Origin of the sequence: Cupriavidus malaysiensis, from assembly GCF_001854325.1 — a bacterium.
GTDB lineage: Bacteria > Pseudomonadota > Gammaproteobacteria > Burkholderiales > Burkholderiaceae > Cupriavidus > Cupriavidus malaysiensis.
Genome location: NZ_CP017754.1, coordinates 491396 through 503695, shown reverse-complemented (window position 1 = coordinate 503695; position 12300 = coordinate 491396). Strand labels below are relative to the sequence as shown.

Below are 12300 nucleotides of genomic sequence, written 5' to 3'. Positions count from 1 at the left end.
GCCGGCCGCTCCCTGGCGGCCGGCTTGCGCGCAGCGCTGTGCGGCGCCCGGGACGTCAGCTATGCGTCCCCGTGATGTAGTGCTCGAGTTGCTCGATGATGAAGCGCTGTTCGGAGATGATGTCCTTGACCAGGTCACCGATCGACAGCATGCCGATCAGGTCCTCGCCCTGCATCACCGGCAGGTGGCGCAGCCGGTGCTCGGTCATCAGCGCCATGCACTCGTCGGTGCTCTGGTCGCCGCGCACGTAGATCACGGCCGTGGTCATGATCTCGCGCACCAGCGTATCGCGCGAGGTGCGCTGCATCAGGATCACCTTGCGCGCGTAATCGCGCTCGCTGAGGATGCCGACGATCTTGCCGTACTCCATCACCAGCAGTGCGCCGATACCCTTCTCCGCCATGAGCTGCAGCGCCGAATAGACCGTGGCCCCCGGCTGGATGCTGAAGATCGCCTGGCTGGACTTCGCTTCCAGAACCTGTCGTGCGGTTTTCATCCCCGACTCCTTGTTGTCGCGCCCAGAGAGTAGTGCTGCCCACCCCGGCCCTGGCCGGAGCGCGGACGGGGCCCTCCCCCGATGTGCCGCCGCCTCGTTTCTCCAGATTAGCAAAGGTTGGCGCCGCCTTGCAGGGTGACGCAGGCGATTCTTTGTAACCGCGCCACGGTGCGTGGCCCGCTCCCCCCGATGCCGCGCCCGGCGGGAGGCCCCCTCCATCGCGCGGCCGGCCGCTCCGGCGGGCACGCGCGGGCACCGCTTCATTGCGGCCTGGGGTGCGGCCCGGGGTGTGGCCCGGGGGGTGGCCCGGCACCAATGCCGCAGGCCTGCTCCAGCGCCAGTACACAGAAGCGCTCCATCTGCAGCGCCCAGTCGCTGGCCGGCGGCACCGGCGCCAGCAGCAGGCGGTAGCGGCGCGCGCCCCAGACGGCCTGCGCCAGGCTGGCCACCACGGCCGCGTCCGGCTGGCGCGGCAGGTCCGGGCAGGCGGCCAGCACCCGCAGCCACGCCGCGCACAGCTCCTCGAAGAAGCGCTGGTGGTGCTTGGGCTCGGCGATGCGCGCCTCGAGCGCCATCATGTCGCGGTCGTAGGCGGTCCAGGCGCCGTCCTCCGCGCTGCAGCACAAGCGCACCAGGCGCCCCACCCGTTCGCGCCAGTCCGCGGCCGGCGCGTGCGCCGCCTCGTCCTCGATGCGCGCCAGCAGCCGCTCGATGGCATGGCGCACGAAACCCGACAGCAGGGCTTCCTTGTTGGGGAAGTATTCGTACAAGGTGCCCACCGAGCACCCCGCCTCCAGCGCCACCGCGCGCGTGGTCACGCCGGCCCAGCCGCGCGCCTGCCAGATCCGAACAAAGGCCTCGTAGATGGCCGCCACGGTGAAGCGCGCGCGCTGCTGGGACGGCCGCTTGAGCGGCCTGGCCGGGCGTGCGGCCGCGCCGTCCGTGGCCGCGGCGTTTCCGAACCCGGCGCGGCCGGCGCGGCGATACAGTCGAGTCATCGATGACAGGGCGCACCGGCCGCAGGGGCCGGGCGCGGCAACCAGGAGAGAGAGATGACGGCAGGCATGGCAACGGAGACGATGGTGCAGGCGCCCGCGCACAGGGATGCGCACAGGGATGCGCACAGGGACGCGCAGACGGACGGTCAGCTCGAGGTGACGCGGCTGCTCACGCGCAAGGATGCCTTAAACGAGAGCCGGCTGGAAGCCGCGCAAGAGCCCGCCGGCGCGGCCGCGGGCGAGGTCCTGCTGAGGCTGGACCGCTTCGCCCTGACCACCAACAACATCACCTATGCCGCCTTCGGCGAGGCCATGCAGTACTGGCAGTTCTTCCCCACCGGCCAGGCCGGCTGGGGCCAGATGCCGGTCTGGGGCTTCGCCGACGTGGTCGCCTCGGGCGTGCCGGGCATCGAGGCCGGAGAGCGCTTCTACGGCTACTTCCCCATCGCCAGCCACGTGCGCATGCAGCCCGAGCGGGTCACGCCGCGCGGCTTCTACGACGCCAGCGCGCACCGCCGCACGCTGACCTCGGCCTACAACCAGTACACCCGGGTCAGCCAGGATGCCGCCTACCGGCGCGAGCTGGAGGACTACCAGATGCTGTACCGCCCGCTCTTCCTCACCTCCTTCATGCTGGCCGACTTCCTCGCCGACAACGGCTTCTTCGGCGCCACCCGGCTGCTGTTCTCCAGCGCCTCCAGCAAGACCGCCTACGGCACCGCCTTCTGCCTGCGCGGACAGGCCGGCCTCGCGCTGCACGCGCTGACCTCGCCGCGCCACCGCGGCTTCGTCGCCGGCCTGGGCTGCTACGGCGCGGTGAGCGACTATGCCGCGCTCGAATCGATCGATACCGCCACGCCCACGCTCTACGTCGACTTCTCCGGCGACGAAGCCCTGCGCGAACGCGTGCACCGCCACCTCGGCGATGCGCTGGTCTACGACTGCTTCGCCGGCTCGGCGCAGAACACCGGCTTTCTGCGCGAGGCTGCCTTGCCGGGACCGGCACCGGCGTTCTTCTTCGCCCCCGTGCAGATCCGCAAGCGCAACGCGGACTGGGGGCCGGAGGAGGTCAACCGGCGTTTCCATGCGGCACAGCAGCAATTCATCGACCATGCCAGGGAACCCGCCCACGGCTGGCTCACGCTGGTGCGCGAGCAAGGCTTCGCGGCCGCGCGCGAGCGCATCGCCAGCCTGGCCGAAGGGCGCGCGGAGCCGCGCGAAGGCTATGTGGTGCGGCTCGGCGGCTGACCGCCGCGCCCCGCATGTCACGACCGTGTCACGACCGTGGCGCGGTCGAGGTGCGGTGGTGGTGCGGTGGTGGTGCGGTGGTGGTGCGGTGGTGGTGCGGTCGCGATCGAGTGATCGCGGGCGAAATTCTCCTGCCCCAAGGCCGGGGTCAGGCGCTATAACGGAAAGACCACCGCGCGGCAACCAGGAGACGCCATCCATGGCCAGCGAAACCGCCGCGGGCAAGCCCGCCTCCACGGCCGCGCCAGCGGCCGCCGGCGCGAGCGAAGCCACGCTCGTCAATATCGTCCGTCTGTGCGAAAACGGCCCGCTGGCCGTGCGAGCGCCGGTGCTGATCGACGGCCGGCCAGCCGGCCTGCGCGTCAGCCTGTGCCGCTGCGGCGGCTCGCATCGCAAACCCCTGTGCGACGGCAGCCATGCCGAGAACGGCTTCCAGGCACCGGGAGACATACCGCCCGGCCCCTGCGCCGTGCTGGCCAGCAGCGGCGGGCCGCTGGCGGTCCACCCGATCCCGAACGGGCCGCTGCACGTGAAAGGCAACCTGGAACTGGTGGGCGCAAGCGGCCGGCTGATCGACCGCATGGAGGAAGCGTGGCTGTGCCGCTGCGGGCATTCGGGCAACAAGCCCTTCTGCGACGGCACCCACAAACGCATCGGTTTCCGCACCTGAGTGTGCGGCGCCGGCGCGCCGGCCGGAACGGCTTACTCGGTCAGCATGCGCACCTTGACCTTGCGCCCCTTCAGCTTGCCGTCGTTGAGCCGGCGCATCGCCTCGCGTCCGATGGCGCGGTCCACCGCCACGTAGGTCGACATCTCCATCACGTTGATCTTGCCGATCTGCTCCTTGCTGAAGCCGGCGTCGCCGGTCAGCGCGCCCAGCACGTCGCCAGGGCGGATCTTCTCCTTGCGCCCGCCCAGGATCTGCAGCGTGACCATCGGCGGCAGCAGCCGCTCGGGGCTGGCCGGCGTCAGCTCGGCCAGCGGATGCCAGACCACCTCGGTGCCCTGCGCCTGCTCGATGTAGCCGACGCGGCCCATCTCGCCCAGGCTGGCCAGGCTGAAGGCCCAGCCGTCCTCGCCGGCGCGCCCGGTACGGCCGATGCGGTGGACGTGCACCTCGGGATCGGGCGTGACGTCGACGTTGATCACCGCCTCGAGCTGCGCGATGTCCAGCCCGCGCGCCGCCACGTCGGTGGCCACCAGCACCGAGCAGCTGCGGTTGGCGAACTGCACCAGCACCTGGTCGCGCTCGCGCTGCTCCAGCTCGCCATGCAGCGCCAGCGCCTGGAAGCCCTGCGCGCGCAGCAGTTCGACCAGGTCGCGGCAGCGCGCCTTGGTATTGCAGAACGCCAGCGTGCTGGCCGGACGGAAATGGTCGAGCAGGCGGCCCACGGCGGCCAGGCGCTCGCCCTCCTCGACTTCATAGAAGCGCTGGCGGATGGTGTCGCCGGCGTGCTGCTCGACCAGCTTCACTTCGCGCGGCTCGCGCAGGAACTGCCGGCTCAGCTTGGCGATGCCATCCGGATAGGTGGCCGAGAACAGCAGCGTCTGGCGCGCCTTCGGGCAGGCGCTCGCGACCATGGCGATATCGTCGAAGAAGCCCATGTCGAGCATGCGGTCGGCTTCGTCGAGCACCAGCGTGTTGAGCGCGTCGAGCTGCAGCGTGCCGCGCTGCAGGTGGTCCAGGATGCGGCCCGGCGTGCCGACGGCGATATGCGCGCCGTGGGCCAGGCTCTCCACCTGCGGGCGCATCGGCGTGCCGCCGCACAAGGTCAGCACCTTGACGTTGTCGGCACCGCGCGCCAGCCGGCGGATCTCCTGCGTCACCTGCTCGGCCAGCTCGCGCGTGGGGCACAGCACCAGCGCCTGGGTGGCGAAGCTGCGCGCATCGAGCCGTTGCAGCAGCGCCAGCGCGAAGGCGGCGGTCTTGCCGCTGCCGGTCTTGGCCTGCGCGATCAGGTCGTGGCCGGCCAGCGCCAGCGGCAGCGCGGCGGCCTGGATCGGCGTCATGTCCTGGTAACCGAGCTGCGCCAGCGTCGCCAGCGTGGCGGGCGGCAGGGGCAGGCGGGAGAAGGGGGTGCCGTCGGACGGCTGGGGGGTCTGGCTCGAGGTCATGCCGGATTGTAGCCCGGCGCCTGGGCCAGGGCGTCACATATGCCGTCCGGTCTTGTGATGCCTCCGGCTTGGGTGCGTTTCGGCGGCTCCGGCCGGCCTACGGGATTTGCGCCGCGACGGTTTGCTCCCCTCTCCCGCCTGCGGGAGAGGGGTTGGGGGTGAGGGCGGGCGCTGGCTGTGCCGCAGTGGCTGGGATCACACCGTCGGCTTCGTCTTTGCGCTCGCGTGCTGGATCACACCGTTGGCTTCGTTGGATGTGGCACCTTGCTAAACCACCCCTCACCCCCACCCTCTCCCCATGCGGGGAGAGGGAGCCAAGACCGTGTGCTTGGCGCTCGGAGTTGGTGCATCGTCGGCTCCGTCCAGCGCGACGTGGTCCGCACCGCGCCGGTCCGCTCCCCTCGCCCGCCTGCGGGAGAGGGGTTGGGGGAGAGGGCCGGCCTTCGCTGGCACGACGGCATTCACTTCGCGCCGGTGCCCGCCCTCACCCCCGCCCCCTCAGGCCGGCGGCCAGCCCGGCCCACGCCAGCCGAGCCGGTCCAGCAGCGCCTGCGCCGCGGCCGGCGCGCGCTCCTTGGCGCCGTTGATGAAGAAGACGAAGACCTCGCGCTGCCGGCGCGGCGCCGGTGCCTCGCCGACGCGCGGCAGGTCGGCCGGTTCGTCGCCGGCGGACCACGCCATGGCGCGCTCGCGCCAGGCGTCCAGGGCCTTGGGTGCATAGCCGTGCTTGAGCTTCTCGCTGCTGCCCATCAGCCGCGCGTAGACGAAATCCGCGCTGAGGTCCGCCAGCGAGGGGAACCTGGGCGAATCGGCGAATACCGTCGCCATCCGGTAGCGGCGTGCCAACGCGAGGTAGTCCGGCGAGGCGAAGCTCTCGTGCCGTACCTCCAGCACGTGCCGCAGGCGCACACCCTCCACCTGCGCCGGCAGCAGGTTCAGGAAGGTCTCGAAGTCCTCGGCCTCGAAGCGCTTGGCCGGCGCGAACTGCCACACCACCGGCCCCAGCTTGTCGCCCAGCGCGGCGATGCCGCTGTCGAGGAAGCGCGCCACCGAATCGCCCGCTTGCGCGAGCACGCGGCGGTTGGTGGCGAAGCGCGAGGCCTTGACCGAGAAGACGAAGCCATCCGGCGTCTGCTCGCGCCACTTGAGGAAGGACGCGCGCTTCTGCGTGCCGTGGTAGGTGCTGTTGATCTCGATGGCGCTCAGGTGCCGGCTGGCGAATTCCAGCTCGCGCGCCTGCGCCAGCCCGGCCGGATAGAAGTTGTCGCGCCAGGGCGCATAGGCCCAGCCACCGATGCCGACGCGGATGCGCGCGGCCGCCGCCGCCTCCTTCGAACTTGCCGTGACCGCCGCCGCCCTGCCGCTGCCTGCCTTGCCTGCCATCGCCTGCTCCTGCGGGGAGATGGCTGGCAGTGTAGCCGCAAGCGCGCCCCTGCGTGCCGCTGGCCGCGCGAGCGCCTCAGCCCGCCACCGCGCTGCCGTCCGCCATCAGCGTCTCGCCCTTGCGCGCCACGATCATGCCGTAGGCGTGCGGCTGGCGGTGCAGGTCGAAGTTGAAGGTGGTGCGCTTGTAGACCGCGCAGAAGTCCAGGTCGCAGCGCGCCAGGGCGAGTTCGTCGTCCTTGGTGACGCAGCGCGCCACCACCTCGCCCGATGGCGCCACCACGCAGCTGCCGCCGATGCTGTCCACGCCCTCCTCCATCCCGGCCTTGGCCACGCCCGCGACCCAGGTGCCGTTCTGGTAGGCGCCGGCCTGCAGCGAGAGCTGGTTGTGGAACAGCGAGAGGTCATCGTGCGCGGGTGCGGGGGCGTTGTGCACGGGCGTGTTGTAGCCGATCAGCACCATCTCCACGCCCTGCAGGCCCATCACGCGGTAGGTCTCGGGCCAGCGGCGGTCGTTGCACAGGGCCATGCCGACCTTGCCGCCGAAGGCCTCGTTGACGCCGAACCCGTCGCCGGCGGTGAAATAGCGCTTCTCCAGGTGCTGGAAGCGGCGCCACGGCTCGTGCTCGCGATGGCCGGGCAGGTGGACCTTGCGGTATCTGCCGACGATGCGGCCGCCGCGGTCGACCAGGATCGAGGTGTTGTAGCGTTGCCTGCGCCCCCCCTCCTCGGCCAGTTCGGCATAGCCGAGATAGAAGCCCACGCCGAGTTCGCGCGACAGCTCGAACAGCGGCAGGGTGTCGGGGCCCGGCATCTCGCGCTCGAAGAAGCTGTCGAGCTCGGCTTCGTCCTCGATGTACCAGCGGGGAAAGAAGGTGGTCAGCGCCAGTTCGGGGTAGACGATCAGGTGGGCGCCGCTGGCGTGCGCCTCGCGCATCAGCGCGCACAGGCGCTTGACGACCTGGGCGCGGCTGTCGGCGCGGGCGATGGGACCGAGCTGGCCCAGGGCCAGGTTGACGATTCGGGTCAAAGGGAATCTCCGGTGATGCGGTAAAGGGATCTGCGCTGGTGAGGGCGCTGGTGAAGGCGATGGCGATGGCGCTCTCAAGGCGCGCCGAGCGGCCGGTCGGCGCGCGCCAGCAGCACGCGCATCAGCACGCGGGCGCCGTCGACCAGGTCCTCGGGGCGGGTGAATTCGCGCACGTTGTGGCTCAGGCCGCCCACGCTGGGCACGAAGATCATCGCCGCCGGGCAGGCGCGCGCCAGCATCTGCGCGTCGTGGCCGGCGCCGCTGGGCAGGCGCATGGCGGGCAGCCCGAGCGCCTGCGCGTGCCGCGCCACCTCGTCCACCAGCGCGCAGTCGAAGGCCACCGGGGCGAAGCGCGCCAGCGCGCGGCGCGACCATGCCAGGCCGGCCTCCTCGCAGCACTGCGCGACGAAGGCCTGCACCTCTTCCTCGGCGGCACGCAGCGCGGCGTTGTCGGTATTGCGCAGGTCGACGGTGAAGACGGCGCGGTGCGGGATCACATTGATCAGGTTGGGCGCGAACTGCATGGCGCCGACCGTGCCGATCTGCCGCCCGCCGTAGCGCAGCGCCAGGTCGTGCACGAAGGTGGCCACGCGCGCGGCGGCGTGGCCGGCGTCGCGGCGCAGCGCCATCGGCGTGGTGCCGGCGTGGTTGGACACCCCCTCGATGGTGTACTCGTTCCAGGAGATGCCCTGCACGCCCTCCACCACGCCGAGGCGCAGGCCCTGCTGCTCCAGCACCGGCCCCTGTTCGATATGCAGCTCGACGAAGCTGTCCACGCGCGGCGCGCCGACCGCCGCCGTTCCCTGGTAGCCGATGCGCGCCAGCTCCTCGCCCACGGTGGCGCCGTCGATGCCGCGCGTGGCCAGCGCCTCGGCCAGCGGCAGGCCGCCGACATAGACCAGGGAGCCCATCATGTCGGGCTGGAAGCGCGCGCCTTCCTCGTTGGTGAAGACCGTCACCGCCAGCGGCCGGCGCGTGCGCACGCCCGCCTGGCGCAGCGCGGCCACCACCTCCAGGCCGGCCAGCACGCCGTAGTTGCCGTCGTAGCGGCCGCCGGTGCGCACCGTGTCGATGTGCGAGCCGGTCATCACGGGGGCCGGCGTGGCGCCGGTGCGGCCATTGGTACCGCTATCGGTGCCGCTATCGCTACCGGCATAAATCCCGGTGATGTTGCCGATGGCATCGATGCTGACCGCCATGTCCAGCGCGCGCATGCGTGCCACGGTCCAATCGCGCCCGGCGCGGTCGGCATCGCTGAGCGCCAGCCGGCACACGCCGCCGCCCTCGATGGCGCCGACCTGCGCCAGTTCGTCGAGGCTGCGCAGCAGGCGCGCGCCGTCGATCTCGGGAAGCCGCTCCATCATGCCGCCCCCCGCGCCGCGGCACGGACCGCCGCGCCGCTCTGCCCGACCAGTTCCGCATAGCATGCGGGGTCGGTATCGCCCTCGCTGCCGATGAACAGCAGGCGGCTGTGCGGCCCCAGGCCCAGCGCGGCCCGCGCCTGCTCGTCCTGCATGGCGGCGATGGCGGCGGCCAGGCCGGCCACGGCGGACTCGCCGGCGACGATGGGCGTGTCGGCGCCGCCCGGCCGCGCCAGCAGGCGCATCACCGCCACCGCGGCATCGTCGCCGATGCGGCAGAAAGCGTCGGCGCCCTGCGCCAGCACTTCCCAGGCCAGCAGCGAGACCTCGCCGCAGGCCAGCCCGGCCATCAGCGTGTCGAGCTCGCCGCCGACGGCCACCGGCCGGCCGGCGCGCGCGCTCTGGTACAGGCAGTCGGCGCGCTCCGGCTCGACCACCACGAAGACCGGCCGCGCGCCGCCCGCGCGCTCCCAGAAGTAGCCGCACACCGCGGCGGCGAAGCCGCCCACGCCGGCCTGCACGAAGACATGGGTGGGCGCCTCGGGCAGCGCGCGGGCGGCCTCCTCCACCATCAGCTGGTAGCCCTGCATGACGTCGCGCGGCACGTCCATGTAGCCGGGGTAGGAGGTGTCGGAGATCACGTGCCAGCCCTGGGCGCGCGCGTCGCGGTCGGCCTGCTGCACGGCCTCGTCGTAGTTGCCGGCGGTGCGCACCACCTCGGCGCCGTAGGCCGCGATGGCGTCGCGCCGGCCGTCGCTGACGGTGGCGTGGATGTAGATCACGCAGCGGCAGCCGAACATGCGCGCCCCCCAGGCCACCGAGCGGCCGTGGTTGCCGTCGGTGGCGCAGGTCACGGTGAGGTCGGCGCACAGCGCGCGCAGCGCGGGCTCGGCGAGATCGGCGGGCGCGATCTCGCGGCCGGCGCGGCGGCCCACCTCGCGCGCCAGCAGGCGCGCCACCGCATAGGCACCGCCAAGCGCCTTGAAGCTGCCGAGACCGAAGCGCGAGCCTTCGTCCTTGTAGTGGATGGCGGCCACGCCCAGGCGCGCGGCCAGGGCCGGCAGCGCCACCAGCGGCGTGGGCTGGTAGCCGGGCCAGCGCGTGATCTCGGCGCGCGCGGCGGCCAGTGCCGCCTCGCCCAGGATGGCACTGCGCGCGGCGCCGTAGGGCAGGTCGCGGCGCAGCGCCGGGTTGGGGAAGCAGTCCAGGGACAGCGACGGCAGCGGGGGCAGCGAGGAAGTCGGTGAGAGATTCGGCGAGAGATTCGGCGAGGAAGTCAGGGAAGGCATCGGTATCGCTTGCGGCTAGGGCAGAGACAGGAACGAGAAGACGGAGAACCGGGTCGAGCGGGGAGAACGGGAAAACGGGAGAACGGGTAACGCCGCGCTAGGCGAGTCCCTCCAGGTCGGCCAGCACGGCGTGGGCGCGTTCGATGCGCTGCATGCGCGCCCGCGCACGCTTGCGCGTGCGCGTCACCACCGCCGTGGCCAGGTAATTGACCAGGCTCACCGCGGCCACGTAGGAATCGAAGACCTGTTCGCCCTGGTGCGCGCAGCCGAGCACGGCGTCGGCCTCGGCCGCCAGCGTGGAGACCGGTGTGTCGGTCAGCAGGATGCAGCCGGCGCCGGCCTCGCGCGCCAGCCCGACCACCGCCGGCAGCCGCTGCGCGCGGCGGCGGAAGTCCACCGCCAGCAGCACATCGCGCGGCTCGATCTCGGCGATGCGCTCGGCGTCCTGGCCGGCCGCATCGTTGAGCATGGCCACGTCGGGCCGTCCTTGCGACAGCAGCGCGCACGCGTGCATCGCCACCAGGTAGCTGTTGCGGTAGCCCACCACCCAGACGCGGCGCGCCTCGGCCAGGGCGTCGAGCGCCGCGCCCAGCGCGCGCTCGCCGACCTGCTCGGGCAGCGCCGCCAGGCGCAGCGCATCGCGCTCCACGTGCGCCGCCAGCCCGCTCCGAGCCGACGGCGCGCCGCGCGCCGCCGACGGCGGCCCGCCACGCTCCAGCTGGCGCAGCGGCGAGCGCGCCGAGACCTGGTCGCGCAGGTTCTGGCGGAAGGCGCTGAAGTCGGCGTAGCCGAGGCGGCGGAAGAAACGCGCCGCGCTGGCCTTGGACACGCCTGCCAGTCCGGCCAGCTCGGTGGCGGAGTAGCTGAGCAGCTCCCGCTGGCGCGCCAGCAGCACGTCGGCGAGCTTGCGGTCGGCCGCGGAGAGGTCGCCATAGCGTTGCCGGATGCGTGCTTCCAGCGCTTCCAGCACTTCATGTGTACTCATGGGTGGCTCATTGGTGGCTCTTGGGTTGGACATCGGATGGCCTGGCAGGCGTTGCCGCATGCCAGGCCTTGGTACGCGCCTTGGTGCGCGCCTTGGTGCGTGCCTTGGTGCGTGCCTTGGTGCGTGCCTTGGTGCGTGCCTTGGTGCATCCCCCGCTGCACGCCGCCGCGCGCAAGGCGTCAGCGTCGGCACCCTTGCATGCGCTGCGGCCGCGCCTGCATACCTTGGTGCGCGCCGCCTCATTTCTGTGCGCGCGCACCATGGCGGAACGCGCCGGTGCGGCACTGAAACGGGAATTCCCGCTGTTTCTTCCGCATGAAACACCGGTTCCAGCGCCTGGCCGCGGTACAAGCAATCTCGATGCCAAGTCCTCGCCGCAGCGCGCCATCTCCCCGCCGGGCCTTGCCCCGCCTGGCAGGCGCAGGCTCGCGGGAAAGCGCCGCAGCGGTGGCATTGCGGCAGTGGCACACAACTTGCCTCAGCGGTTTCGTTGCTTCCGATTCCAACGCAAGAGGTCTTTCATGAAACGCAGAGAGTTCACCGTCGCCGCCAGCCTGCTCGCCTGTGCCGCGCTGACCGCCATGGCACCGGCACGCGCCGACGATTCGCTCCAGGCCGTGATGGCCAAGAAGTCGATCGCGATCGGCATCCCCGTCGACTTCGCGCCCTACGGCTTCATGGGCCCGGACCTGAAGCCGCAGGGCCTGGACGTGGCAGTGGCCCAGCTGATCGCCGACCGCATGGGCGTCAAGGCCGAGCTGGTGCCGGTCAGCACGCCCAACCGCATCCCCTACCTGCAGACCCGGAAGATCGACCTGATCGTGTCGGCGCTGGGCAAGAACGCCGAGCGCGCCAAGGTGATCGACTTCTCCGTGGCCTACGCGCCGTTCTACCAGGCCGTGTTCGGGCCGAAGTCGCTCTCCATCAAGAGCTTCGCCGACCTGGGCGGCAAGACCATCGCGGTGACGCGCGGCACCATCCAGGACGATGCGCTGCAGCAGGTGGCGCCGCCCACGCTGAAGATCCAGCGCTTCGAGGACGACAACTCCACCGTGGCCGCCTTCGTCTCGCAGCAGACGCAGCTGATCGCCACCGGCGCGGCGGTGGCGGCGATGGCGATCCAGAAGCACCCGCAGGTGCAGGCCGAGTACAAGCTGCTGCTGAAGGACTCGCCCAACTTCGTCGGCGTGCGCAAGGGCGACGCCACGCTGCTGGCCAAGGTCAACGACATCCTGCGCCAGGCCAAGACCGACGGCACCCTCAACACCTACGCGCAGAAGTGGCTGGGCCGTGGTACCGGTGAACTGCCCGAGTAAGCACGGCCGCCGCCGGGCGGCGCCGTGCCGCGCGGACCGCCGCCAGCGGTGCGCGGCCACGGCGCGGCGCCCGCGTGCC

Annotated in this window: 11 protein-coding genes; 3 read left to right on the top strand and 8 right to left on the bottom strand. The window is 71.8% G+C overall.

Features of this window, described 5'->3' with window-relative positions; all coding sequences use genetic code 11:
* Positions 1-55 precede the first annotated feature (55 nt).
* A complete protein-coding gene (locus BKK80_RS02055; protein ID WP_071010648.1) occupies positions 56-496 on the bottom strand; it encodes a CBS domain-containing protein in 441 nt (146 codons plus the stop codon).
* A 260-nt stretch (positions 497-756) separates the two neighbouring features.
* On the bottom strand, positions 757-1494 hold the full coding sequence (locus BKK80_RS02050; protein WP_083383904.1) for a TetR/AcrR family transcriptional regulator: 738 nt from the start codon (positions 1492-1494) through the stop codon (positions 757-759).
* 54 nt (positions 1495-1548) lie between these two features.
* Here BKK80_RS02050 and BKK80_RS02045 point away from each other — a divergent pair, with 54 nt between their 5' ends.
* Together BKK80_RS02045 and BKK80_RS38105 are read left to right on the top strand one after the other, a co-directional pair.
* Positions 1549-2742 (top strand): DUF2855 family protein, encoded by a 1194-nt coding sequence (locus BKK80_RS02045; RefSeq protein ID WP_236903714.1) that lies wholly within the window; start codon positions 1549-1551, stop codon positions 2740-2742.
* A 199-nt stretch (positions 2743-2941) separates the two neighbouring features.
* The gene (locus BKK80_RS38105) at positions 2942-3412 is read left to right on the top strand and encodes a CDGSH iron-sulfur domain-containing protein (RefSeq protein WP_071068544.1); all 471 of its coding nucleotides are present in this window, start codon (positions 2942-2944) and stop codon (positions 3410-3412) included.
* Between the two features lie 32 nt (positions 3413-3444).
* On the opposite strand, the gene dbpA is transcribed toward BKK80_RS38105, so the two are convergent.
* From dbpA to BKK80_RS02010, 6 genes are all read right to left on the bottom strand, one after another.
* On the bottom strand, positions 3445-4857 hold the full coding sequence (gene dbpA / locus BKK80_RS02035; protein WP_071010646.1) for an ATP-dependent RNA helicase DbpA: 1413 nt from the start codon (positions 4855-4857) through the stop codon (positions 3445-3447).
* 498 nt (positions 4858-5355) lie between these two features.
* The gene (locus BKK80_RS02030; protein WP_071068543.1) at positions 5356-6240 is read right to left on the bottom strand and encodes a DUF72 domain-containing protein; all 885 of its coding nucleotides are present in this window, start codon (positions 6238-6240) and stop codon (positions 5356-5358) included.
* A gap of 76 nt (positions 6241-6316) precedes the next feature.
* Positions 6317-7270, bottom strand: coding sequence for an N-carbamoyl-D-amino-acid hydrolase (locus BKK80_RS02025; RefSeq protein ID WP_071010644.1), 954 nt, complete (start codon positions 7268-7270; stop codon positions 6317-6319).
* Between the two features lie 74 nt (positions 7271-7344).
* Positions 7345-8634: a Zn-dependent hydrolase gene (locus BKK80_RS02020; RefSeq protein ID WP_156811105.1), complete on the bottom strand. Its 1290-nt coding sequence runs from the start codon at positions 8632-8634 to the stop codon at positions 7345-7347.
* Positions 8631-9863 carry a diaminopropionate ammonia-lyase gene (locus BKK80_RS02015; RefSeq protein WP_071038495.1) on the bottom strand — a complete coding sequence of 411 codons (1233 nt, stop codon included), beginning with the start codon at positions 9861-9863 and terminating at the stop codon, positions 8631-8633. Before BKK80_RS02015 ends, BKK80_RS02020 begins: the two co-directional genes overlap by 4 nt.
* A 154-nt stretch (positions 9864-10017) precedes the next feature.
* On the bottom strand, positions 10018-10905 hold the full coding sequence (locus BKK80_RS02010; protein WP_071010642.1) for a MurR/RpiR family transcriptional regulator: 888 nt from the start codon (positions 10903-10905) through the stop codon (positions 10018-10020).
* Positions 10906-11426: 521 nt separating this feature from the next.
* On the opposite strand from BKK80_RS02010, the gene BKK80_RS02000 reads away from it, so the two are divergent.
* Positions 11427-12221, top strand: a complete 795-nt coding sequence (locus tag BKK80_RS02000; protein ID WP_071068541.1) for a transporter substrate-binding domain-containing protein — start codon at positions 11427-11429, stop codon at positions 12219-12221.
* The last annotated feature ends 79 nt before the right edge of the window (positions 12222-12300 follow it).